At 72.5% G+C, this 22,175-nt stretch carries 16 protein-coding genes and 1 pseudogene; 3 read left to right on the plus strand and 14 right to left on the minus strand.

What is annotated here, in order from left to right; genetic code table 11:
* Nucleotides 1–92: 92 nt before the first annotated feature.
* Complete coding sequence (locus ACFVQ3_RS11030; protein ID WP_387638678.1) at nt 93–3,392, plus strand: family 16 glycoside hydrolase; 3,300 nt, start codon at nt 93–95, stop codon at nt 3,390–3,392.
* 195 nt (nt 3,393–3,587) lie between these two features.
* Nucleotides 3,588–5,777, plus strand: a complete 2,190-nt coding sequence (locus tag ACFVQ3_RS11035) for an MMPL family transporter (protein ID WP_387638681.1) — start codon at nt 3,588–3,590, stop codon at nt 5,775–5,777.
* On the opposite strand, the gene galK is transcribed toward ACFVQ3_RS11035, so the two are convergent.
* The 12 genes and pseudogenes from galK to ACFVQ3_RS11095 form a co-directional block, all read right to left on the minus strand.
* Nucleotides 5,754–7,091, minus strand: coding sequence for a galactokinase (gene galK / locus ACFVQ3_RS11040; RefSeq protein WP_387638807.1), 1,338 nt, complete (start codon nt 7,089–7,091; stop codon nt 5,754–5,756). The two genes, ACFVQ3_RS11035 and galK, sit on opposite strands and share 24 nt — an antisense overlap.
* Nucleotides 7,065–8,258, minus strand: a pseudogene (gene galT / locus ACFVQ3_RS11045) (galactose-1-phosphate uridylyltransferase); the annotation flags it as partial. The pseudogene galT and the gene galK, both read right to left, overlap by 27 nt.
* A complete protein-coding gene (locus ACFVQ3_RS11050; protein WP_387638683.1) occupies nt 8,255–9,100 on the minus strand; it encodes a DeoR/GlpR family DNA-binding transcription regulator in 846 nt (281 codons plus the stop codon). The pseudogene galT and the gene ACFVQ3_RS11050, both read right to left, overlap by 4 nt.
* 160 nt (nt 9,101–9,260) lie before the next feature.
* Nucleotides 9,261–10,508, minus strand: a complete 1,248-nt coding sequence (locus tag ACFVQ3_RS11055; protein WP_387638686.1) for an ABC transporter permease — start codon at nt 10,506–10,508, stop codon at nt 9,261–9,263.
* A gap of 83 nt (nt 10,509–10,591) precedes the next feature.
* Nucleotides 10,592–11,314, minus strand: coding sequence for an ABC transporter ATP-binding protein (locus tag ACFVQ3_RS11060; RefSeq protein WP_387638810.1), 723 nt, complete (start codon nt 11,312–11,314; stop codon nt 10,592–10,594).
* A gap of 80 nt (nt 11,315–11,394) precedes the next feature.
* On the minus strand, nt 11,395–13,050 hold the full coding sequence (locus ACFVQ3_RS11065) for a hypothetical protein (protein WP_387638688.1): 1,656 nt from the start codon (nt 13,048–13,050) through the stop codon (nt 11,395–11,397).
* Complete coding sequence (locus tag ACFVQ3_RS11070) at nt 13,047–14,024, minus strand: hypothetical protein (RefSeq protein ID WP_387638691.1); 978 nt, start codon at nt 14,022–14,024, stop codon at nt 13,047–13,049. The genes ACFVQ3_RS11065 and ACFVQ3_RS11070 overlap by 4 nt, the downstream gene beginning before the upstream one ends.
* Before the next feature lie 80 nt (nt 14,025–14,104).
* A complete protein-coding gene (locus ACFVQ3_RS11075; RefSeq protein ID WP_387638693.1) occupies nt 14,105–14,362 on the minus strand; it encodes a hypothetical protein in 258 nt (85 codons plus the stop codon).
* A gap of 118 nt (nt 14,363–14,480) precedes the next feature.
* A complete protein-coding gene (locus ACFVQ3_RS11080) occupies nt 14,481–15,680 on the minus strand; it encodes an ABC transporter permease (protein WP_387638696.1) in 1,200 nt (399 codons plus the stop codon).
* Nucleotides 15,677–16,564, minus strand: coding sequence for an ABC transporter ATP-binding protein (locus ACFVQ3_RS11085; protein WP_387638699.1), 888 nt, complete (start codon nt 16,562–16,564; stop codon nt 15,677–15,679). The genes ACFVQ3_RS11080 and ACFVQ3_RS11085 overlap by 4 nt, the downstream gene beginning before the upstream one ends.
* Nucleotides 16,561–17,586, minus strand: a complete 1,026-nt coding sequence (locus tag ACFVQ3_RS11090) for a secretion protein HlyD (RefSeq protein ID WP_387638701.1) — start codon at nt 17,584–17,586, stop codon at nt 16,561–16,563. The genes ACFVQ3_RS11085 and ACFVQ3_RS11090 overlap by 4 nt, the downstream gene beginning before the upstream one ends.
* A gap of 363 nt (nt 17,587–17,949) precedes the next feature.
* On the minus strand, nt 17,950–19,119 hold the full coding sequence (locus ACFVQ3_RS11095; protein WP_387638703.1) for an Mrp/NBP35 family ATP-binding protein: 1,170 nt from the start codon (nt 19,117–19,119) through the stop codon (nt 17,950–17,952).
* Between the two features lie 34 nt (nt 19,120–19,153).
* On the opposite strand from ACFVQ3_RS11095, the gene ACFVQ3_RS11100 reads away from it, so the two are divergent.
* A complete protein-coding gene (locus ACFVQ3_RS11100; RefSeq protein WP_387638705.1) occupies nt 19,154–19,951 on the plus strand; it encodes a maleylpyruvate isomerase N-terminal domain-containing protein in 798 nt (265 codons plus the stop codon).
* Nucleotides 19,952–19,992: 41 nt separating this feature from the next.
* Here the strand turns inward: ACFVQ3_RS11100 and ACFVQ3_RS11105 are convergent, their stop codons facing one another.
* Both ACFVQ3_RS11105 and ACFVQ3_RS11110 read right to left on the minus strand, forming a co-directional pair.
* On the minus strand, nt 19,993–20,649 hold the full coding sequence (locus ACFVQ3_RS11105) for a DUF1003 domain-containing protein (protein ID WP_387638707.1): 657 nt from the start codon (nt 20,647–20,649) through the stop codon (nt 19,993–19,995).
* A complete protein-coding gene (locus ACFVQ3_RS11110) occupies nt 20,642–21,964 on the minus strand; it encodes a magnesium transporter MgtE N-terminal domain-containing protein (RefSeq protein ID WP_387638709.1) in 1,323 nt (440 codons plus the stop codon). The genes ACFVQ3_RS11105 and ACFVQ3_RS11110 overlap by 8 nt, the downstream gene beginning before the upstream one ends.
* Nucleotides 21,965–22,175 lie beyond the last annotated feature (211 nt).

Genomic DNA, 22,175 nt, shown 5'->3' on the forward strand with positions numbered 1-22,175 from the left:
TTTTGGTTGACAGCAGTCAAAAGCCTCCTTAGGCTCCGACGTGGTCACTGCCGACCTGTCTTCAAGGAGGAAGAACACTCGTGCGAACCTCAATGCGCCATCGACGAGGCCTCTCAGGCCTGCTCGGAGCCTCGCTGCTCGTCCCGCTCGCCTTCGCCGGAACGCTCCCGTCCGCCCAGGCGGCCGACACCGAGATGGAGCCCGGCGTCACGCTCCGTACCTTCCAGCTCGCACAGGACCCCGGGTCCGTGTGCACCCTCAAGTCGGGGACGACCCCCAACGTCGACAAGCTCATGCCGACGATCGACTGGAGCACGCCCGAGCAGTTCGGTGCGTCGGACCGCTTCATCACGCACGCGCTCGCGACGCTCACGGTCCCCACCGAGGGCGAGTACACGTTCCGCGTGACGAACGACGACGGCGCGCTCGTCTACGTCGACGACCAGCTCCTCCTCGAGAACGACGGCCCGAACGACTCGACGTCGGTCGAAGGGGCGATCACCCTCACCGCGGGGGCGCACGACCTGCGGGTCGAGTACTACGAGGGCACCGACAAGCAGCGCCTGACGCTCGCGTGGAAGACCCCCGGGGCCTCGACGTTCCAGGTCGTCCCGACCTCGGCACTGAGCACCGAGGCGAACGTCGTGCGCGTCACCGCGCCCGGCAACAAGTACTGCGAGGGGGCCACGGACACCTCGGGCGACGGCCTGCGCCTCGACACGGTCAACCCGAACTACGAGCTCGTCGACCTGCGTCCCGCGGGCTTCGAGCCCAAGGTCTCGGGCCTCGCGTTCACCCCGGACGAGAAGCTGGCCGTCGTGACCACGGGTGACGTGAGCTCGGGCGGCTGGCGGCCGAACCCGACGTCCGGCGAGGTGTACCTCCTGGACGGCGTGATCGACGCGACCGGCCCCGAGGACGTCACCGTCACGAAGGTCGCGGACAAGCTGCTCAACCCGATGGGCATCGAGGTCATCGAGGACTCGATCTTCGTCTCCGAGCGGTACCAGCTCACGCAGCTCACCGACCCGGACGGCGACGGCTTCTACGACACGCACACCAAGATCGCCGGGTGGCCCGACGGTGGCAACTTCCACGAGTTCGCGTTCGGCCTGATCCACGATGAGAACTACTTCTACGTCAACCTCTCGGTCGCGATCGACAACGGCGGCGCGACGACCACCCCGCAGCCGGCCGCCAACCGCGGCACGTCGATCAAGATCGACCGTGCGACGGGCGAGGTCACCTACGTCGCGGGCGGTCTGCGCACCCCGAACGGCATCGGTTTCGGCCCCGAGGGCGAGATCTTCGGGACCGACAACCAGGGCGCGTGGCTGCCCGCGAACAAGCTCGTCCACATCGAGCAGGACAAGTTCTTCAACCACTTCACGACCCCGTCCGGGCCGTTCGACGCGAACCCCGTGTCCCAGCCCGCGCTGTGGCTGCCGCAGAACGAGATCGCCAACTCGCCGGGCAACCCGATCCTCGTGAAGGACGGCGAGTTCGCCGGCCAGATGCTCCTCGGTGACGTCACGTACGGCGGTCTCCAGCGCGCGTTCCTCGAGAAGGTCGACGGCGAGTTCCAGGGGGCGGTCTTCCGTCACACCGCGGGCCTAGAGGTCGGCGCCAACCGCGTCATCACCGGTCCCGACGGCGCGCTGTACGTCGGCGGTACGGGTGAGGGCGGCAACTGGGGCGAGTCCGGCAAGCTGCGGTTCGGCCTGCAGAAGCTCGCCACGGTGAACGAGGACTCGTTCGACATGAAGGAGATGCGCGTCGTCGAGGGCGGCTTCGAGATCGAGTACACCGACCCGGTGTCCGACGCCGTCGTCGCGAAGCTGGCCGACGCCTACCGCCTGACGCAGTGGCGCTACGTGCCGACCCAGCAGTACGGCGGCCCCAAGGTCGACGAGCAGCCGCTGTTCGTCACGGACGCCACCGTGTCCGAGGACCGCACCACGGTCACGCTGAAGGTCGACGGCCTCAAGCCCGGCCACGTCGTGCACCTGCGCTCGCCGCGCCCGTTCGCCTCGGACGTGGGCGCCGAGCTCCTGAGCACCGAGGCCTGGTACACGCTCAACTCGCTGCCGGGCTACGTCGCCCCTGCCGAGCGCGGCTGGTACGAGGCCGAGGAGGCGCAGCCGCTCGGCAGCTCGAGCCTCGGCTCGGACCACAGCAACTACTCCGGCACGGGCTTCGCCGCCGGGATGCAGAACGTCGGCTCGGGCCGCACGTTCGCGGTGACGGTTCCCGAGGCGGGCACCTACCCGCTCAACCTGCGCTACGCCAACGGCATCCACCCCTACACCGAGCTGCGCGCCAAGAACGTCTCGCTCTACGTCAACGGCCAGAAGGTCGGTCCGTGGACGCTGCCCACGACCGGCGACTGGAAGAAGTGGGACACGGTCTCACGTGACGTCGCACTGGTGGCGGGCAGCAACACGATCACCCTCAAGTACGACCAGGGCGACCAGGGCAACGTGAACCTCGACGTGCTGTCGATCGGGCAGAACCCCGACATCTGCTCCCCGGCGGAGGTCGAGGAAGGGTACCGCGGCATCTTCGACGGCACCCTCGCGAGCCTCGCGGACTGGAGCCTCGCCGGCGCCGGCACGTTCGGTCGTCAGGACGACTGCTCGATCCGCACCAACGGCGGCATGGGGCTGCTCTGGTACACGGCCGAGGAGCTCGAGAAGTACTCGCTCAAGCTCGACTGGAAGCTCGTCAAGGACGACAACGGCGGCGTGTTCGTCGGCTTCCCGAACCCCGGCACCGACCCCTGGGTCGCGGTCAACAAGGGGTACGAGATCCAGATCGACGCGAGCGACGCCGCGGACCGCACCACGGGCGCGATCTACACCTTCCAGGGTGCTGACGCGGCGGCCGTGACCGCGGCCCTCAAGCCCGTCGGGCAGTGGAACGCGTACGACATCCGTGTCGAGGGGGACCGTATCCGGATCTACCTCAACGACGTGCTCGTCAACGACTTCACGAGCACCGACCCGGCGCGCGACCTGTCGAGCGGGTTCATCGGCATCCAGAACCACGGCAACGGTGAGACGGTCTCCTACCGCAACATCCGCGTCAAGGACCTGGCGGCCGAGCCCGAGCCCGAGCTCGCGGTCTCGGTGACCGCCCAGCCGAAGTGCGCGGCCGGCAAGGTCACGCTCACCGTGCGTGCCGTCAACGACGACACGGTGCCGGTCGACGTCGTGATCAGCACGCCGTTCGGCAAGAAGACCATGACCGGTGTCCTGCCGGGCAGGTCCGCCCAGCAGACGTTCGCGACACGCTCGACCTCGATCGAGGCCGGGACCGCGACGGTGACGGCGAGCGCAGGGGACAAGGAGGTCGTGGTCGAGACGGCCTACGACGCGTCGAGCTGCGGCTGACGTGACATCCCCTCGCTGAGGGCATGACTCGGCTGCGACACGCCCGGCGTGTCGCAGCCGAGTCATGCACCCACCACCGCAGCACGCCGCTCGGCTCGGTCGCGGCCTCGTTTGCCGGGGCGCTGCGGCGTCTGTCACCATCTGCCGGGGCGTCGACGACGACGTCCCACCGTGTCGTCGAGAGGTAGTCGACCCATGCTCGCGCACCTGGGACGGGTCACGGCCCGGTACCGCGTCGCCGTCCTGACCTTCTGGGGCCTGCTCGCCCTGCTGGGCGCGGTGATCGGCGGCGGGGTCTTCGACCGCACGACCACGGTCGACAGCCTGCCGCCCGGTGCGCCCGCCGCGCAGGCGCAGGCTCTGCTCGACGAGCTCGACCCGCAGGGGGAGACCCTCACGGCCGTCGTCGGCGGGGTCGACTTCTTCACGCCGTCGCTCGTCGAGAGCGCGTACCGCGTCATGCCGGAGGTGCGCGCGATCCCCGGGGTCCTGGAGGTCTCGGACGCCTTCACGTCGGGCGGCCTCGTCGCGGACGACGGGTTCAGCTCGCTCGTCGTGGTCGAGCTGGACCACGACCTCACGGACGAGCAGGCGCTCGAGGTCGGGGACCGTGTCGCGGCGACCCTCCGGACCCTCGACGCCCCCGAGGTCGTGGTGGGCGGGGAGCTCATGGCCGAGCGGACGTTCGCCGACGTCGCGACGGCCGACGCCGTGGTGGGGGAGTCGGTCGCCCTCGTGGTGCTGTGCGTCGTCCTGGTGCTCGTGCTGGGAGGCCTGCGGGCCGGTCTGCTGCCGATCGTCGCCGCGCTCGCGTCGATCGCGGCGTCCCTCCTCGGGCTGAGCGCGCTCGCCGGTGCGGTGCCCGTGAGCGAGTTCGCGGTCAACGTCGTGACGCTCCTGGGGCTCGGGCTGGCCGTCGACTACAGCCTCCTGGTGATCGTGCGGTTCCGGGAGGAGCGCGGGGCGGCGCCCGAGGCTCCTCTCGAGGAGCTGCTGGCCCTGACCGTGTCGACCGCGGGCAGGGCGGTCCTCGTCTCGGGGCTCGCGGTCGCGTCGGCGCTCGGCGGGCTGCTCGTCCTGGCGGACCCTCTGCTCGCGAGCATGGCCCTGGGTGGCCTGCTCGTGGTCGCGCTCACGACGCTCGCCGGGCTCACGCTCGTGCCGGCCCTGGTCGGCGTGCTGCACGCGTCGATCCCGGCGCCGCGGACCCGGACCTGGGCCCGCCGCCGGACGGGGCGCGGCTCTGGCCTGCTCGCACGGTCCGCTGCGTTCGCCCAACGTCGACCGGTGGCGGTGACGCTCGGGTCGACCGCGGTCCTCCTGCTCCTGAGCGCGCCGCTGGCGTCGCTCGCGCTGGGCGCGTCGGACGCGCGGTCCCTTCCGTCGGGGACGCAGGAGCGCGTCGTGCAGGAGAGGATCGAGCGGGACTTCGAGATCCTGGGCGTCCAGCCGGTCGAGCTCGTGCTGGGGGCGCCCGTCGAGGACCCCGAGGTCCAGGCGTTCCTCGACACGGTTTACGCGCTGCCCGGTGTCGAGGACGTCGAGCACCTCACCGACTTCCCGGCCGACGTGACGGTCGCCGAGGTCACCCCGGAGGGCACCGCGACGGGCGAGGCGGCGCAGGCCGTGGTCCGTGACGTGCGGGCGCTCGACGTCCCGTTCTCGGTGCAGGTCGCGGGCCCTGCGGCCGAGCTGGTCGACGCGACGCAGCAGTCGCGGGACCGGCTCCCGTGGGCCTTCGCCGCGGTCGTGCTCCCCGCGATGCTCCTGCTGGGCTGGCTCACCCGGTCGGTCGTGGTCCCGCTCAAGGCGCTGGTCCTGAACCTGCTCGCCCTGACCGCGTCCTTGGGCGTGCTGGTCGCGGTCTTCCAGTGGGGCTGGGGGGCGCGCCTCCTGGGCTTCGAGCCCACGGGCACGATCGACGCGACGAGCCCCGCGCTCCTGTTCGTCTTCCTCTTCGGCCTGTCGATGGACTACGAGGTGTTCCTCCTCGCGCGCATCGCGGAGGAGTGGCGCCGTCGGACGGGGGACGACCGCCGCGCGAACGACCGCGCGGTGCTCGCGGGGGTCGTGGCGTCGGGCCCCGTGATCACGGTCGCGGCCGTGTCGATCGGGATCGTGTTCGCGGGCTTCGCGCTGGGCGACCTCGTGGCCATGAAGGAGATCGGGGTGGGGATGGCCGTCGCGGTCCTGCTCGACGTCACGATCGTCCGCGGGCTGCTCCTCCCCGCCTCGATGTCGCTCCTGGGGCGCTGGAACTGGTGGTTCCCGGGCGGAGGGACGCACCGCGGCCGCGGGGTCGGGCCGGACGGGGCGCGCGGCGAGGAGGCCTCGCCGCGCACCCTCGTGGGCAGCGGTGCGTCAGCAGGCGCCGGCCGGGGCTGACGGCACGGCCAGCAGGAACCCGGGGGCCGCGAGGCCGGCGCGGGCGAAGGCCGCGGCCACGGCGTCGGCGACGGCGCCGGAACGGTCGGCCGGGACGAGCGCGATGGCCGACCCCCCGAACCCGCCGCCCGTCATGCGGGCTCCCAGGGCGCCGGCCTCGCGCGCGGCCTCGACCGCCACGTCGAGCTCGGTCGCGGAGACCTCGTAGTCGTCGCGCAGAGACGCGTGGGACGCGTCGAGCAGCGGCCCGACGGCGGAGGCCCGCCCCGCGCGCAGCAGCGACACCAGGTCCTGGGTCCGGGCGATCTCGGTCACCACGTGCCGGACGCGGCGGCGGGTGACGTCGTCGGGCAGGCGGTCGAGCGCCTCGCCGAGAGCCTCGGCGAACACGGCCTCGTGGGCCACGGGGTCGCTCGGGGCTGCCGCCGCACCGGCGACCGAGTCCGCGAGCTCGCGCAGGTTCGCGAGGCCCAGGGTCGCGGCGGCCGCCTCGCACGTCGCCCGGCGCTGCGCGTACTGGCCGTCGACCAGCGCGTGCTCGGCCCGGGTGTCGATCACGAGGAGTGCGAGCCCCTCGGCCGCGAGGTCGAACGGGACCTGCTCGACGGCGTCGGCCGCGGCGAGCCCCGGGCGGCAGTCGAGCAGCAGTGCGTGACCCGGGGCGCAGCGCAAGGACGCCGACTGGTCCATGCCGCCCGTCGGAGCACCCGCGACCTCGTTCTCGGCGCGGACCGCGGCGGCAGCGAGGGTCGCGCGACCGGCGTCGGTGGACGCGAGCCCCAGGCCCGCGACGTCGTCGAGACCGACCGCGACCGAGCACTCGAGCGCGGCCGACGACGACAGGCCCGCACCGTAGGGCACGCACGAGTCGACCACGGCGTCGAAGCCGCGGATCGTGGCGGCCGACCCGCCCGTCGCCTCGAGGTACTGCCCGAGCGCCCAGGCGACCCCGGCCACGTACGCGGCCCAGCCCGTCACGGTCCCCGGTGCGACGTCCTCGAGCCGCCCGGTCCAGGCAGCGCCCGGCTCCTGGGCCGAGGCCAGGCGCACGACCGAGTCGGTCCGGGGGCGCAGCGCGACGTACGTGCGGTGGGGGAGCGCGATGGGCAGGCACAGCCCGGCGTTGTAGTCGGTGTGCTCGCCGATGATGTTGACGCGGCCAGGGGCTGCGTAGACGCGGACGTCTGCCGTGCTCTCGGCCGGGAACGCCGCCGCGAAGGCCTGCCGGACGCGGTCCGCGCCGACGTCGTCGGGCCAGGAGTCGACCCACTGCGTGGCAGGGACCGGGGCGAGGGCCTGCAGGCGCGCGGCGATCCGCTCGGGCGTGGTGTCGCTGACCCAGGCACCCATGCCGGACTCCGAGCCCGCGAGGTACTTGAGCTTGCCCGGTGCGCGCAGGACCGAGAAGACCTGCAGGTGCAGGCGTGACAGGTCGCGCCCCTCGCGCACCGGGGCCTGGTGCCAGGCCGCGATGTAGGGCAGGGGGACGGGTGCGCCGTCGGGTCCTTCGAAGAACAGGTCGAGGCGACGCAGGAGCTCTAGGTAGGTGACCGCGAGGTCGTCGCGCTCGGCGTCGGTGAGCGCGGGCAGGTCGGGGACGTCGCGGCGCGGTGCGAGGTGCACCTCGACGGGCCAGCGGGCCGCGAAGGGCACGTACGCGACCCAGTGCTCGGTCTCCAGGACGATGCGGCGGCCGTCGGCGAGCTCGGCGTCGAGGACGTCGCGCAGCAGGTTGCCGCCCGTGCGCTCGTGGTGGGCGCGTGCCTGCGCGAGCATCGCGCGCGTCCTGGGCGTGAGGTACGGGTAGCCGTAGATCTGGCCGTGCGGGTGGTGGAGCGTGACGCCGATCTCCTGGCCCCTGTTCTCGAAGCAGAAGACCTGCTCGACGCCCGGCTCGCGGCCGAGGGCCTCGGTGCGGTCGGCCCACGCGTCGACGATGGTGCGCACGCGCTGCGCGGGCAGCGCGCCGAACGACGAGGAGTGGTCGCTCGAGAAGACGATGACCTCGCAGCGGCCCGACGCCGGCGCGCGGGTCTCGAGCGTGCCCTCGCCACCGAAGGAGCCGTCCGCCGCGCCCGTGCCGTCACTGACGCCGGGCACGAATTGCAGCGACGGGAAGCGGTTCTCGAAGACCACGACGTCGTAGTCGGTGTCCGGGACCTCACCGTCGGAGTAGGCGGCGCCGGGGCGTGCCGGGCACAGCGGGCACGAGTCCGCCGCGGGCAGGAACGTGCGGTTCATGCGGTGCGCGGCCATCGGGATCCAGTCGCCCGAGAGCGGGTCGAGGCGCATCTCGGGACCCGTGTAGGGGTGCTCGTGGCCGTCGGGGCCGGTCACGGGGGCGAACCGGTCGCCCAGCGGGCGCGGGTCGTCGAGCCGGCGCGTGAGGTCCCCCGCGACGTACGCGGGCGAGTCGTCGAAGTAGACGAGCTCGCGGCCGTCGGCCAGACGGGTCGGGGTGCGGCGCAGGTTCTGGTTCATCGGGGGGTACGACCGTCCTGGGGTGCGGGGGTGGGTGGGTTCGGTGCGGGCTGGGGCGCGCCGTCGCGCGTGGCGACCACGAGCTGCTCGACGACGTCGCGCACCGCCTCCTGGTCTGCCGCCGGGAGGGCGTCGTCGGTCACGAGGACGTCGACCTGGTCGAGCCGGGCGAAGACGCTCAGGCCCGTGGTGCTCCACTTGGAGTGGTCGGCCAGGACGACGGTCCGGCCGGCGATCGCGACGAGCGAGCGGTTCGTCGCGGCCTCGTCCAGGTTGGGCGTCGTCAGCCCGGCCTCGACGCTCACGCCGTGCGCGCCCAGGAAGGTCTGGTCGACGCGCAGGCTCGCGAGCGCGGCCTCGGTGAGCGGCCCGACCAGGGCGTCCGACGGCGTCCGGGAGCCTCCGGTGAGGACGGTCTCGAGCCGGGGGTCGCCTGCGCGGTGCAGGGCCTCGGCGACCGGGAGCGAGTTCGTCACGACCGTCAGAGGGCGCAGGGCGGTGTCCGCGGCGATCTCCACGGCGAGGAGGTGCGTCGTGGTGCCGGCCGACAGGGCGATCGAGGACCCGGGGGAGACGAGGCGTGCGGCGGTGCGCGCGATCGCGCGCTTCTCGTCGAGCGCGAGCGTGCTCTTGGCCTCGAACCCGGGCTCGTGCGAGGTGGCCTGCGGGGAGACCGCCCCGCCGTGGACCTTGCGGAGCAGCCCCTGGTCCGCGAGCTCGAGCAGGTCGCGGCGGACCGTCATGTCGGAGACGCCGAGCTCCTGGGTGAGGTCGGCGATCCGGACGGCGCCGTGGTCGCGGAGACCCGCGAGGATGCGCTCGTGGCGCTGGGAGGCGAGCATGCAGCCATGGTGACACATTCCAACAGAAACGAACAATGTTGAACAGTCGGGGCTCGCCGGAGCATGCCCGCCCCGCAGCCGCGGGTCGGCCCGCTCCTTGCCGGACGACGACGGCCGACCACCCTGCGGGTGACCGGCCGTCAGAAGGCGCGTCGCGAGATCAGATGCCTCCGCGCAGCGCGGCGATCGGCTCGATCGCCGCGGCCTTGAGCGCCGGATAGGTCCCCGCGAGCAGGCCGATCACACCGCCCAGGAGGGCCGAGCCGATCGCCATGCGGATGTCCAGGATGGGTGTCCACTCCTGGGCGACCGACACGATCACCACCGTGAACACCCCCAGCGACGCGCCGACCAGGCCACCGAGCAGCCCGATGACCACGGACTCCACCACGAACTGCCCCGCGATGTCCCGCTTGGTCGCGCCGAGCGCACGGCGCAGGCCGATCTCCCCGACACGCTCCATCACCGACAGCAGGGTGACGTTCGCGATCCCGAGACCTCCCACGAGCAGGGCGATCCCGCCCAGGGCCAGGAAGATCGCGTTGATGTCCGCCTGGACGTTCTCCTGGAGCGCGGAGCCGCTGACGGGCGCCTGGGCCTTGAAGGACTCGGGCTCGTTGGGGTCGAGGGCGATCGGCCCCTGCTCGGCGACGAGCGAGCCGGCGCCCGTCTCGATGTGGATCTGCACCTCCTCGGGCGCGCCCACGGCGAAGTCCTGCCGCGCGGTACCGACGGGGAGCACCACCGCGTCGAGAAGATCCGTCCGTCGCTTCACGTCGCCGAAGATCCCGATGACGGTGTACGCGTCCTCGCCGATGAAGATCGACGGCTGGCTGTCGACGCGGTTGATGCCGAGCTGCTCGGCAGCCCGCTCGCCCAGCACCACGACCCGGTCGTTGCGCGCGTCGTGCCCGCTGTCGAAGAAGCGCCCGGCCACGATGCGCCCCCGCACGGCGTCGAGCAGGCCGTCGGAGCCCGCGAGCACCACGGGGCTGGCCTTCTCGGCGACCGACGGGTCGTTGACCGGTACGGCGGTCACCCGCCGGGCCTCGACGTCGACCGGCGCGACGATCCCTGCGGCGACGACCCCGTTGATCTGGGCGACACGGTCCCCGCCGTCCCACGGGATGCGCCCCTTGGGGCGGGCGTCGTCACCCGTGCCGGCCTTGGCCGGCGTGATGACGACCTGGGTCGCGGCCACGGCGTCGAACTGGCGGCTGATCTGTCCCGCGGCGGTCTGCGCGAGACCCACCGTGATCACGACCGACGCGATGCCCAGGACCGTGCCGAGGATCGTCAGGACCAGCCGCCCGGGACGGGCGCCGATCCCGTGCGCGGCCTCGGCGAAGAGGTCACGGGCGTTGAACCGGTCGCGGGCCCGGCCACGGTGGATCCGTTCCTTCGGCACCCGACGGGCACCCGGTGCCGCGTCCGCCGCCGTGCCCCGTGCCGACCGACCGGGCAGGCGGGCCCTCAACGCGTCGAGGGCCCTCATCGGTCGAGCTCCGTGAGCCGGCCGTCGGCGATGCGCACCCGACGCTGCGCCCGGGCGGAGACCGCCGGGTCGTGAGTGATGACGACGAGCGTGAGCCCGTCGGCGTGCAGCTCGTCGAAGAGCTCCATGATCTCGACCGAGTTGGTCGAGTCCAGGTTGCCCGTCGGCTCGTCGGCGAGGAGCAGGTGCGGGCTCGCCACGACCGCGCGGGCGACCGCCACGCGCTGGCGCTCCCCGCCCGAGAGCGTGGTCGGTGTGAAGTCGACCCGGTGCGACAGGTGGACCCGGTCGAGCGCTGCGCGCGCCCGCTCCTGCCGTTCCCCCCGGGGCACACCGCTGTACAGCGTCGCGAGGAGGACGTTGTCGAGCACGGTGCGGTGCGGGAGCAGGTGGAAGGACTGGAAGACGAAGCCGATCCGACCGCCCCGCAGGGCCGAGCGCACCGACTCGGACGCACGCCCGGTCGCCACACCGTCGAGCAGGTAGTCCCCGGAGGTGGGCCGGTCCAGGAGTCCCAGGAGGTTCAGCAGCGTGGACTTGCCCGAGCCCGACGGGCCGATGATCGACACGTAGTCGCCCGGCTCGATCCGCAGGCTGACCGAGGTCAGGGCATCCACGACGGGCGGTCCGGGAAAGCTCCGCGTCACGTCCACGAGCTCGACGACCGCGGGATGAGGGCTTGCAGTGTCGGCGCCGGGATCCCCGCCGGCCGGCGCCAGGGCCGGGCCGGGCCGGTCGTCGAGGACGCTCGCGGGAGGACCGGCCGACCCGTCGAGGCCGAGCCAGTCGATGTCCCCGGTCACCTGCCGACCACCACCTTGTCACCGGGTTCGAGCGGCTCGTCGGACGAGACGATCTCGACGAACCCGCCGGCGGCCAGGCCGGTCGTCACCGGAACGAGGTCGGTGGCCCTGTCCTTCTCCTTGTCCGCGCTCTTCGCACGCGCTTCGCCGCGAAGGACCTCGACCCGTGACTCACCACCGGGTCCGGCGGTCAGCGCCGCGACCGGCACGGCGAGGACCTCGCCGGCCGTCGAGCTCACCGGGATCGTGAGGCGGACGTTGCTCCCCTGCAGGAGGGTGATCTGCTCGGGCGTGAGCGCGTCCGGTGCGAGCGAGACCGTGAAGCGAGACCCCTTCGTCGCGTCGGCCTTCGACTCCCCGCCCTCCGCCTCGGCCTTGCGGGCCTCGACCGAGGTCACGGTCGCCGTCCCCTCTGAGTCGTCGGGCAGCACGAAGGTCGCCTTGGCCCCGGGGGCGAGGAGCTCGGCGTCGGACGAACCGGCCGAGGCCTCGATGACGAGCGTCGCCCCGGAGACCGCCATGACGGGGCCCGAGACGGTCGCGCCGCGCTCGACCAGCACCTCGTCGACCCGTCGCGGCAGGCTGGAGAGGAACAGGACCTCGCTCGCAGGCAGGGCGGTCAGCGTCTCCGAGCGGGCCTCGGTGAGCGCCTTCCTGGCATCCTCGAGGGCGCGCTGTGCGGCCGTGACCGCCGCTGTCTCCGCCGCGACGTCCTTGGGCTTGTCGAGAGCCGCACGCTGCGCCCGCGCGAGCGTGAGCGCGTCCTGGGCGCCGGCGACGTCCCCCGGCTGAGGAGCAGTCCCGGGCTCTGCGGCCGGGTCCGGCGGGGTCCCGGCCTGGGCTGCGGTGAGAGCGCGCTCGGCCGCCCGCACCGCGTTGTCGGCCTCGAGCTTCTCGACGTCGGTCGCGCCGCCGCGCGACGAGGAGAGCGTCACACGGGCGGCGGCAAGAGACTCCTCCGCGCCCTTGACGCCCTCGGCCGCTGCCTCCACACCGGCCCTGGCCTCGTCGTCGCTCGACGGCGAGGGGTACCCGACGTTCGCGTAGAGCTTGTCCACGGCGGTCGCCGTCGCGGCGTCGTAGACGTTGCTGTCGGCCTTGCCCGGGTCGATCCCGACCGCGGCGAGCGCAGCCTTGAGCTGGGCGACGTCCGGCCCCGAGACCCCGACCCGCAGGGTCCGGTACGCAGGGAGCTCGCCGGGAAGGACGATGACCGGGCGCCCCGAGACCTCCAGCGCGATCGAGGTCTGCCCGAGCTCGGTCCCGAGCGCCGGGACCTGTCCTGTCACGACCGCGGGTCCGCCGAGGTCGGCCGTCTCGACCTTGACCTGGACGGCATCGTCGTACTTGACGTCCCCGCGCAGCGTCACGTCGTTCGCGATGACCTTCTTCTCGACCGGGACGGTGATGAGTCCGGCGGCTGGCGCCTGCGCGTCGGCGGCGGCCTGGGCGGGCGAGACGACAAGTCGGCTCACGATGATGCCCGCCAGCAGGCTCAGCACGGCGATCCCGGCGACGAGCCAGATGAGGCGGTGGCCCCGCAGCCCGGTGCCGGGCGTCGCCCCGAGGGCGGCCTCGCCGGCCGGCCCGCCCTCGGCACCGGTCGCCGGTGCACCCTCGGCGCGGTCTGCGCGGGAGCGGGAGAGCTTCACTTCTCGAGCTCCTTGTAGATGGCTGCCACGCGGTCGAGCAGGTCCTTGTTCTCGTCGATGAACGTCTTCTCGAGCTCGAACTGGACCGTGCGGTGGACGTCCTGGTAGTCGACCTTCTCCTGGCAGGCGTAGTCCGCCACAGCGGTGCTCTTCTCCTCCTCCTGCAGCGCGGTCAGCTCGTCCTCGCTGGGCCCTTCGGCGCTCTCGCCGTCGTACAGCGAGTTCGACGCCTCCATGAAGTGGTCCATGGCCGCCTGCGGGGTGGCGTGGTCGAACCCGGCGTCCGCCATGCAGGCGGACCACTTCGCGGCGACCTCGGTCAGCTTCGGCGACTTCTCGATGTCCTCGTAGAGCTTGGTGCTGGCGTCGCTGAACGCGGTCATCTCCTCGGACTCCCAGAGCGCCTGCTCGCCACCGCTCGCCTCGTCCTGTGCGATGCCCTGGCATCCCATCTCTTCGGGGCTGAACTGGGGCATCTCACCGTTCTCGTCGGGCTCTGCCGTGTTCATGGCACCGTAGAGGGCGTCGTAGTAGGCGTTCGTCTCGGTCTCCGACATCGACTCCAGGTACGCCTGGTTGGGGTCGACGTACGAGTCCATCTCCGCCTGCTGCTCCTCGGTCGGCTCCTGGTAGATGGTCATGCCGTAGCCGTACTCGGCGGCGTACTTCTCCGGGTCGTGCTCCTCCTCGTCGAAGGTGACCATGCCGGCGCTCTGGTCGACCGGGATGTACTCGAAGCCCTGCTCGACCATGCAGGCGGCCGTCAGCTCCTCGGCCTTGCGGTTCTGCTCCTCCCACTTCTTCTGCTGCGCCTCGGAGTCGAGGTCGCCGCTGATGGACTCGTAGAACGCGGTCAGCGGGCTGTCCTCGTCCGCCGAGGGTGCGTCGGCGCCGCCCCCGCAGGCCGTGAGGAGGAGCATCCCGGTGATGCTCAGGGCCGTGATCGCCGTGGGTCGTGCCGAGGGTCGACGCATGGTGTGTTCCTTCGTTCGATCGGTAGGGGTGGGTAGACGTACGGGGAGCGGCGAGCCCGGACACGGCCCGTCGGGCGCGCTCATCGGGTCGAGGTCCGTCCGGAGACCTTCTCGAGCGGGGCGAGCGGGGCGAGCGGGGCGAGCACCCGCCCGACGAGCTCGTGGCTCTCCGCGCGGGAGTCCGCCTCGAGGTCCGGGGGCATGCCGACGACCGCCGCGAGCCGCGGGTCGTGGGCGATCTGGAGGTCGACCTGCACCTGGACGGCGTGCGCGGCCTTCACGGGTGCTCGACGGGCGCGACCGAGCCCGTACGGACGGGTGGATGACGGTAGGTTCATGCGGTGTCCCCCCTAGGACATCTCGTGTCGACACTGCGCGCGGTTCTCGCCCGCGATGGTTCGTCGGGCTCCCGGGAGGGTGGCGCTGCGGCGCGCTGCCGGGTCCGGGAGCGTCGGATCAGTACCGGATGGCGTCGATCACCTTGACCCGGACCGCGACGAGCGCGGGGATCAGACCAGCCAGCGCACCCACGCTGACGGCGGCGACCATGCCGGTCACGGCGGCGGAGGCCGGGAAGCCCGGTCGGTCCTGGACCGGGGAGCCCATCATCGTGTCGAGCGGCACGTTGTGCAGGATCACGATCGCGAGCGAGACTCCGACGACCCCGGCGACGACGGTCGCGACGACGCTCTCCATGAGGACCGAGAAGAAGACCCGACCGGAGGACGCCCCGAAGCTGCGTCGGATGCCGATCTCCCGGATGCGGTAGCGCACCGTGACGAGCGCGATGTTGACGAGCCCGAGGCCGCCCAGGAGGAGTGCGACCGCGCTCACACCCAGGATGACCCACTTGGTCGCTCCGTCGATCATGTTCATGTCCGGGCTGTCCATGCGGGACACGTTGACCTGCGTCCCGGCGATGGCCCCGGACAGGTCGCGGCGGACCGCGTCGGTGAGCGCGTCGACCGTGTCGGTCGGGACCCAGAGCTCGAGCGACGGAGGGCCCCCGTTCATGAGCGACTCGGGGGTGCTCCATCGCAGCTTGGACTCGACGAGCATGTACGCCGCCGGTGGCTCGCCCGGCCAGGTGTCGGCATAGGAGCCGATGATCGTCGCCTCGACCGGGTTCTCGCCGCCGATCGTGATCGTCGGATGGTCCTCGATGCGCTGGCCGAGCGCGTCGAGGAACGCCTTGTTGACCACGAGCGCGGGGGAGAGGTTGTCGGCGTCGTCCTCGGTGAACCACCGGCCGCCGTCCACCACGAAGCGGTGCATGGTGGCCCAGTCGGCACTGACCGCGTTCGTCTGCGTCGGCATGGTGCCGCCAGGGAACCGGAAGGTCGTCTCGGACCACATGACCATGGACGAGTACTCGACCTCGTAGCGGGCCGTGATGTCCTCGTAGGCAGCGACGTACTCCTCGACGCCCGGGACCTCCTGACCCGTCGGGTACGCCGACACGCTGAGCGTCGCCGGACGGCCGCTCCAGCGCTCGTTGGCCTCGGCCGACACCTGGCGCAGCATGTCGCCGGCCGCCGTGATGGTGGTGATCGCACAGACCGCCACGGCGACCCCGATCAGCGCCAGCAGCACCCGGAGCTTGTGGACCCGCAGCTCGTCCCACGCCTCCGCCAGGGCCCCGAAGAAGCCGGTCACGAGGCCACCACCGTGTCGTCGAAGAGGCCGTCGACCCCGGTACGGGGACGGGGCGCCCCGCCGGGCTCGGATCCGTGGGCGGACGCGGACGCGACCGTGCCCAGCGTGACGGCGACGTGCTCCGCCTGGTGGTCCTCGCCGTCGGGCACGTGCTCCACGCCGGAGGCCAGACCGTCGAGCGAGCCCGCGCTGCGGGCGCCGATCGCGATGGGCGTGAGGACGCCCTCGGCGAGCCGGAAGTGGCGCTTGGCGCGCGAGGCCACCGCGAGGTCGTGCGTGATGGCGATGAGGGCGGACCCGTTCTCCTGGGCGATCGTGTCGAGCAGGTCCATGACCTCGCCCCCCGTGTCGACGTCGAGGGCCCCCGTGGGCTCGTCGGCGAGGATGACGCGCGGGCCGCGGACCAGCGCGCGGGCGATCGCGACGCGCTGCTGCTCGCCGCCCGAGAGCTTCTCGGGCATGGTGTCGAGGCGGTCGCCCAGGCCCACGCGCTCGAGCATCTCCGCCGCGAGACGCTTGCGGGACCAGAACTGCTTGCCCTGGGCGTAGAGCAGGGGAGCGGCGACGTTCTCGAGGGCCGTGCGTGCCTGGAGCAGGTTGAACTGCTGGAACACGAAGCCGAAGTCCGCGCCGCGTCGACGCGCGCGCACCCGCCCCGAGAGGCGCCCGATGGGCACGCCGTCGAGCAGGAAGTCGCCCGCCGTGGGCGTGTCGAGCAGCCCCAGGATGTTGAGCAGCGTGGACTTCCCGGTCCCGGACCGGCCGACGATCGAGACGTGCTCGCCCGCGTCGACGGTGAGGTCGATCCCGCGCAGGATCTCCAGGATCCGGTCGTCGGGGAGCCGGACCGAACGGGTCACGCCGTGCAGCTCGAGCAGGCTCATCCGACGGAGCCCCCGTACATCATCATGCTCTCGTCGACCGGTGCGACGTCCTGGCCGGGCACGAACTGGAGGACGAGGTCGCCCTCCGCGACGCCCTCGACGATCTGCACCTGCGCGCCGTCCGTGATGCCGAGCTTCACGGCGGTCTCGACGGGCTCGCTGCCCTCGTCGCCCACGAGCCAGACGTTGCCGGTCTCGACCGCGCCCTGGACGGCGGTGATGGGCACGAGCAGCGCGTCCTGCGCCGAGCCTGCCGTGACCTCGAGCTTGGCCGCGAGGCCCGCGAAGACCGTCACGCCGTCCGGGACCGCGCACGTGATCGAGGCGGACGGCGTCGCGCCGGGCTCCGAGCCCGTCGGGTCCGCGTTCTCCGCAGCGGGCGCGGCGGCGGTCCCCATGCGCAGGCCCGTGCACGTGAAGGGTGCCGGTCCGCCGGTGACCGTCACGGTGGCCTCGGTGGGGATGGTCAGGAGGCGGAACTGCTGCTCCGGGAGCATCGAGGCGGACACGGACAGCGTGCCGGGGGAGATCGTCGCGAACGAGTCGCCGACCGCGACCTCCTGGTCCTTGATCGCCGTGAAGGTCGCGACCGTCCCGGCCGTCGTGGCCTTCATGGTGGTCCTGGTGACCTTGGGCTTGCGCTCGGTCACCGTCTCCTCGCCCGTCTCCTTGTTCGTGGTGACGAGCGGCTCCTGCGGCGTCTCGAGGGTGACCTCGAGCAGCGGGGCGCCGACCGCGACGACGTCGCCGACCTTGGCGTGCACCGCCGTGACCTTGCCGAGCTGCGTGACCTTCTCCGCGCTCGCCGGGTCCGCGACGACCTGGCCCGTGAGGGTCACGGTGTTGGTGATGGGCCCCTTGGTCACGGCGACCTGCGGGAGCGTGACCACGGCGGAGGGGGTCGCGGTGTCGCCCTCCGCTTGAGGGGCGGACTTGAAGGCGATCACGACGAGGGTGACGGCGATCACCGCCCAGATCACGATGCGAAGGGCTGGGAAGATGATCCGGCGGGTGACGCCCACGGCAGGTCTCCAGGTGAATCCGATGAGCCGGGAAGCTCAAGGTCTTGGCATGCTCCGGGAAGCCTAGGGGGGCCGATTCGGCCCGCGTATCCACCTCAGGTATGAGATGTCTGCGCAGAAGATCACGATCAGGTGTGGTTCCTGCCGTGATGCGTTGTCGATGCCCCCCCGGGCGACCGGCACTGGTCGCGCTTCTGACGAACGATGAGCGCACACTACACCCGGGACAGGTGTGCCAGGTTCAGGGAGGACAGGTGCGACACGGACGGTCGTGGGCGCCGTCGGGCACGTCGCCGGACGCGACGAGGGCCCGCCCCCGAGGGACGGGCCCTCGAGAACGCTCGGGCGGTCGGGCGGTCCGGGTCAGACGGGCGAGAGACCCAGCCGACGACCCGCGAGGCCCCGGCTGCGGGCGGCCAGGCTGCGGGCGACGCCGCGCAGGGCGACGGCCGCGGGGGAGTCGGGGTCGGAGAGCGTCACGGGCGTGCCCGCGTCCCCGGCCTCGCGCAGCGACACGTCCAGGGGGACCTGCCCGAGCAGCTCGACGGGCCCGCCCGTCGCGGCCGTGAGGTTCTCCGCGACCTTCGCCCCGCCGCCGGCGCCGAACAGCTCGAGCCGCGAACCGTCGGGCTGCTCGAGCCACGACATGTTCTCGACGACACCGACGACGCCCTGCTGGGTCTGCGTCGCGATCGAGCCCGCGCGCTCCGCGACCTCCGCGGCGGCGACCTGCGGGGTCGTCACGACGAGGATCTCGCTCGTCGGCAGGAGCTGCGCGACCGAGATCGCGATGTCGCCCGTGCCGGGCGGCAGGTCGAGCAGCAGGACGTCCAGGTCACCCCAGTACACGTCCGCGAGGAACTGCTGGAGCGCCCGGTGGAGCATGGGCCCGCGCCAGATCACGGGCTGCCCCTGCGGCACGAACATGCCGATCGAGACGACCTTGACCCCGTGCGCGACGGGCGGCAGGAGCATGTTGTCGACGCGGGTGGGCTGGCGGTCCACGCCGAGCATCCGGGGGATCGAGAAGCCGTAGATGTCGGCGTCGACCACGCCCACGCTGAGCCCGTCCGCGGCCAGCGCGACCGCGAGGTTCGCGGTCACCGAGGACTTGCCGACGCCGCCCTTGCCCGACGCGATCGCGTACACCTTGGTCAGGGAGCCGGGCTTCGCGAAGGGGATCTCGGGCTCTCCGACGCCGCCGCGCAGCATGGTGCGCAGCGAGGTGCGCTGCTCGGCGCTCATGACGCCCAGGTCGACGCTCACCTCGCCCACGCCCGGCACGGTCCGTGCGGCGGCCGTGACGTCCTTGACGAGGGTCGACTTCATGGGGCAGCCCGCCACGGTCAGGTCGACGCCGACGACGACGCGCGCGCCGTCGTCGCCCTCGGTACCACCGGTCACCTCGACGGACCGGACCATCCCCAGGTCGGTGATGGGGCGCCGGATCTCCGGGTCCATCACCTGGGTCAGAGCCGTCCGGACGAGGTCCTCGAGAACGTCGGTCGTGGGTGTTGCGGAGCCGCCAGCCATGGCCCCATCCTAAGCGGCCGGTTAGCGTTCGATGATGGACGCCCTGGCCTCGATCGCGCGCGACTCGGCTCTCTTCCTCGACGCGGTGCGCGCGGCGCCGCCGGGGGCGAGCGTCCCGGCCTGCCCCGAGTGGGGCGTCGCGGACCTGACCTACCACCTGGCCGAGGTGCAGTCCTTCTGGAGCGCCGTCGTCGGGCCGGTGGCGGGTGCGGGCCTCGACGCCGACGACGTCACGCCCCTCGTGCGCCCGGCGCACGACTCGGCGCTGCCCGACCTCGCCGCGGTCGCGACCGCGCGCCTGCTCGCGGCCCTCACCGGCCGCGACCCGTCCGAACCGTGCTGGTCCTGGCACGACGCGGGGCGCACCGTGGGGTGGGTGGTCCGGCGTCAGGCCCACGAGGCCCTGGTGCACCGGGTGGACGCCGAGCAGACCGCGGGTCGCGACGTGACCGGCGCGGACCCCCAGGTCGCGGCGGACGGGGTCGACGAGGTCCTGCGCGTGCTGGTGGACGGCATCCCCGCGTGGGGGACGTTCACGCCCGACGGGAGCACGGTCTCGGTCGCGGTCGACGGGCCGGGCGAGACGCCGCGGTCGTGGGAGCTCGCGTTCGGGCGGCTCACGGGGGTCGGCCCCGAGTCGGGCACGGCGTACGACCTCGACTCGGCGCAGCTCGTGGACCTGCCGGGCTCCACGACGGCCCAGGTCTCGGGCTCGGCGTGGGCGCTGGACCTGTGGCTGTGGGGCCGGTCGGACCGGCGGGGGCTGGCGGTGCACGGCGACCCGGCGCTGGTGGACCGGTTGCGGGCCGTGGCGACCGAGGGGATGCGGTAACAGCCCCGCCCCTCCAGGCCTTGTCCTGTCGCTGCCCGGCCCTACTGCTCCGGCGAGGTGTCCGGTGCGCGGCGCCCCGTGGTCGCCCGGCGCCCGTCGCGGTGCGTGCCGCGACCGCCTGAGGACCGCGGCAGCGGGGCGTCGGGCCGCGCCTGGGCGGACGACGAGCCCGCCGCCCCCGAGCGGCCGGCGTCGGCGGCCTCGGCCTCGGCCGCACGCTCCGACTGCTTCTCGTCGAGCTCCTCGAGCAGGTTGCGGATCTCGGAGCGCACGAAGTCGCGCGTCGCGACCTCGTTGAGCGCGATGCGCAGCGCGGCCATCTCCCGCGCGAGGTACTCGGTGTCGGCGAGGTTGCGCTCGCCGCGCTGGCGGTCCTGCTCGGCGCTCACGCGGTCGCGGTCCGTCTGGCGGTTCTGCGCGAGCAGGATGAGCGGGGCCGAGTACGACGCCTGGAGCGAGAGCATGAGCGTCAGGGCCGTGAAGCCCAGGGCGGCGGAGTCGAAGCGCAACGACTCGGGCCCCCACGTGTTGAAGCCGAGCCACAGGAGGCAGAACACGGTCATGTAGAGCAGGAACCGCGGGGTGCCCATGAACCGGGCGATGCCCTCGGAGATCTTGCCGAACGCGTCCTGCTCGACGCGGACGCGCGGCAGGAGGGTGCGGCGCGCGGCCTTGGGGGTGTCGAGGCGCTCAGCCACGGCGGCCTCCTCGGCGGATCGGGAAGGCGGAGGACGCGGGGGTCTGCGTGCCGAGACTCGTCTCGTCCGCGTCGTCGTCGGTCTCGCGCCAGTCGTCGGGCAGCATGTGGTCGAGCACGTCGTCGACGCTGATGGCGCCCAGCAGGCGCTTCTCGTCGTCGAGCACGGGCAGCGCCAGCAGGTCGTACGCCGCGAGCAGTCGCGTGACGCGCCCGAGCGGCGCGTCGGGGCGCACCCACTCGATGTCGGAGTCGAGCACCGACCCGACCGACACGTGCGGGGGCTCGCGCAGGAGCTTCTGGAAGTGCACGACGCCCAGGAAGCGCCCGGTGGGCGTCTCGAGCGGCGGACGGACGACGAACACGAGCGCCGCGAGCGCGGGCGGCAGGTCCTGCCGGCGGATCTGCGCGAGGGCCGTGGCGATCGTGGTCTCGGGGCCGAGGACCACGGGCTCGGTCGTCATGAGGCCGCCTGCGGTGTCCTCGTCGTACGCGAGGAGCCGGCGCACGTCGCGCGCCTCCTCGGGCTCCATGAGCTCGAGGAGCTCGGCGGCCTGCTCCTGGGGGAGCTCGTGCAGGAGGTCGGCGGCGTCGTCGGGCTGCATGGCCTCCAGGACGTCGGCCGCGCGGTCGGTGTCGAGGCCCGAGAGGATCGCGACCTGGTCGTCCTCGGGGAGCTCCTCGAGGACGTCGGCGAGGCGTTCGTTGTCGAGGGCCGTGGCGACCTCGAGGCGGCGCGTGTCGCCGAGGTCGTGCAGGACGTCGGCGAGGTCGGCCGGCTTGAGGTCGTCGTAGGCCGCGAGCAGGCGGGCGGCGCCCTGGGTCTCGGGCGTCCCGGCGAGGCCCGTGACCGCGCCGATCTCGACGACGAACGCGTCGCCACGCCGTCGGATGCCCAGGGCGTTCGGTGTCGTCTGCCGCCGGACGAAGAGCTGGTTGACGAGCCAGTCGCCCGTGCGCTGCTTCTCGATCGAGAGGTCCTCGACCGTCGCGGAGCCCGAGCCGTCGACGAACTGCACGGTCCGGTCGAGCAGCTCGCTCACCGCGAGGGTCTCCATGGCGCGCTGCTCGAAGCGGCGCATGTTCACGAGACCGGTGCTGATGACCTGCCCGGCGTCGATGCTCGTGACGCGGGTCAGGGGCAGGAAGACGCGTCGCCGTCCGGGTACCTCGACCACGAGGCCCACCGCGCGGGGAGCCCCCTTGGGGCGGAGGAGGACGACGACGTCACGCACGCGTCCGACCTGGTCACCGAGGGGGTCGAACACCGCCGTACCGGCCAGGCGCGCGACGAAGACGCGGGTAGTTGCACTCACGTCGCAAGACTACGCACCGCGCGGTGCGGTGGCGCCCCGACGGTCCGGGGTCCGGGAGGACAGGGGGCGCGGACCCTGGACCGAACGGCGGGGACGGCAGTGGTGTGCTGGACGAACTCGACGGAGTCTGCTTGAATCTGGCAATAACAGACGTGAATCAATCAGAAACAGTCAGACGGTTCACGAGGTGGTCCGGCCCGCAGTGCAGAGG

The sequence above is a fragment of the Oerskovia sp. NPDC057915 genome (assembly GCF_042887685.1).
GTDB lineage: Bacteria > Actinomycetota > Actinomycetes > Actinomycetales > Cellulomonadaceae > Oerskovia.

Excerpts from the sequence above, each read along its gene's own strand:
- ACFVQ3_RS11075 (WP_387638693.1), bottom strand. The coding sequence starts at position 14,362 with ATGAACCTACCGTCATCCACCCGTCCGTACGGGCTCGGTCGCGCCCGT.
- ACFVQ3_RS11070 (WP_387638691.1), bottom strand. The coding sequence starts at position 14,024 with ATGCGTCGACCCTCGGCACGACCCACGGCGATCACGGCCCTGAGCATC.
- ACFVQ3_RS11035 (WP_387638681.1), top strand. The coding sequence starts at position 3,588 with ATGCTCGCGCACCTGGGACGGGTCACGGCCCGGTACCGCGTCGCCGTC.
- ACFVQ3_RS11030 (WP_387638678.1), top strand. The coding sequence starts at position 93 with ATGCGCCATCGACGAGGCCTCTCAGGCCTGCTCGGAGCCTCGCTGCTC.
- ACFVQ3_RS11050 (WP_387638683.1), bottom strand. The coding sequence starts at position 9,100 with ATGCTCGCCTCCCAGCGCCACGAGCGCATCCTCGCGGGTCTCCGCGAC.
- ACFVQ3_RS11085 (WP_387638699.1), bottom strand. The coding sequence starts at position 16,564 with ATGAGCCTGCTCGAGCTGCACGGCGTGACCCGTTCGGTCCGGCTCCCC.
- ACFVQ3_RS11100 (WP_387638705.1), top strand. The coding sequence starts at position 19,154 with ATGGACGCCCTGGCCTCGATCGCGCGCGACTCGGCTCTCTTCCTCGAC.
- ACFVQ3_RS11095 (WP_387638703.1), bottom strand. The coding sequence starts at position 19,119 with ATGGCTGGCGGCTCCGCAACACCCACGACCGACGTTCTCGAGGACCTC.